The sequence below is a fragment of the Paenibacillus sp. AR247 genome (assembly GCF_002968895.1).
Classification (GTDB): domain Bacteria; phylum Bacillota; class Bacilli; order Paenibacillales; family Paenibacillaceae; genus Paenibacillus_AQ; species Paenibacillus_AQ favisporus.
Genome location: NZ_PCZT01000019.1, coordinates 12,826 through 14,292, shown reverse-complemented (window position 1 = coordinate 14,292; position 1,467 = coordinate 12,826). Strand labels below are relative to the sequence as shown.

2 protein-coding genes are annotated in these 1,467 nt (G+C 55.0%); one reads left to right on the top strand and one right to left on the bottom strand.

Annotated features, from left to right (window positions below; genetic code table 11):
• A partial coding sequence (locus CPT76_RS40610) for an MFS transporter (RefSeq protein ID WP_258168838.1) occupies positions 1 to 900 on the top strand: 900 nt, incomplete at its 5' end.
• 133 nt (positions 901 to 1,033) lie between these two features.
• Here the strand turns inward: CPT76_RS40610 and CPT76_RS40605 are convergent.
• A partial coding sequence (locus CPT76_RS40605; RefSeq protein WP_258168837.1) for a phosphodiester glycosidase family protein occupies positions 1,034 to 1,467 on the bottom strand: 434 nt, incomplete at its 5' end.

Here is a 1,467-nt window from a genome sequence, read left to right as displayed (position 1 = left end):
ATTTATGTGGAAACCTTGGTGAAGGAACCGATTCTCCCGCTGCATTTGTTTAAAAACGGCGTGGTGACGGTCTCGAACTTGATCGGCTTTATTATGAACTTTGGCCTGATGGGAGCCATGATTTATATTTCCTTCTACGTGCAGGGCGTGCTGGCTATTTCTCCGACTTATGCGGGTTACGTCACGCTTCCGATGTCGCTGTGTATGGTCATCACCAGTGCCATTACCGGTCAATTGATCGCCAAAATCGGGAAATACAAGCGCTTTGCCCTGATCGGGATGCCGGTTATGATTATTGGCATGGGCCTGATGATCTTTATGGATAACATCGCGATGACGATCGTCAGCACGATCATTTTCGGTATTGGCCTGGGCCTCGGGATGCCGGTCTTCTCGCTGGCAACGCAAAATGCGGTGTCGCATAAGGAGCTCGGTGTCGTTACCGCATCGACGCAGCTGTTCCGTAACCTTGGCGGTACGATCGGTATCGCTGTGATGGGTACGGTTATGTCGAACAGTTTGACGAAACATTTGAAAGAAGCGCTGCAGTCGCCGAGTGCTCCGGACTTCAGTTCTCTGGATCCGAAGACGGCACAAGGCATGCTCGCCTTCGCCAATCCGCAGACGCTCATGAACAAGCCGCTGGTCGAAAAAACGGAAGCGAGCCTGCCTGAGCAAGCCAGAGCACTGTTCGTGCAAATGATCGACAGCATCCGGCACGCGCTGGGTGATACGCTATCCACCGTGTTCCTTACAGGTACGCTGGTGCTTGTCGTTGCTCTGGTGCTCGTGTTCTTCCTGAAAGAACTGCCGCTTCGTTCCACCAACCAGACACCGGAAGCGAACGCCCCGTCGGGGAATGCGAACGTGAAGCCGGGCAAGGCGGTAACGGCCGAATAATGCGGTTATTGATTCCCTACCTCCAGTCCGTTAGAAAAACGGTCTGGGGGTATTTTTATGTTTTAAAAACGAATAGCCTGAAGCGTATTCGCTTCAGGCTATTTCCGATAGGCAGGGCAGGGCGTCCCCCGTTTTATTGAAATTTCACGACAAGCGCATTGCTGATTTTCCGGCCGGGAGTGGTCAGGTACTTGCCGTTATAGTACAAACCGCTGGAAGCCCCGCCATCCAGGTTCATGGCCTGGTAGGCTCCGGCCTTCTTCATGATTTCCGCCAGCTGGGGAATGGTAGCTCCCCCGGTGGTCAGCAGGATCAGCCGGTGATCCCGGGTCAGGCCGAGCGCGCTGCGGGCGCCTCCACCGGTAAGAATCTTCGGATCCTTAAAGCCTTCCTTCTTCACGTTCAGCGAAACTTTGCCGTTCACCAGCAGCCGCGGCCCGGCCTGAAGGCCGCCTTCGATCCAGCCCTGCTCAAAGGCTTGGCCAAAATCAGGACCGGCGATGATCCGCGCCAAGTGGTTGGCGTCGTAAGCGAAGATGGACCGCTTGTCGCCGGGGCTTGGCATCT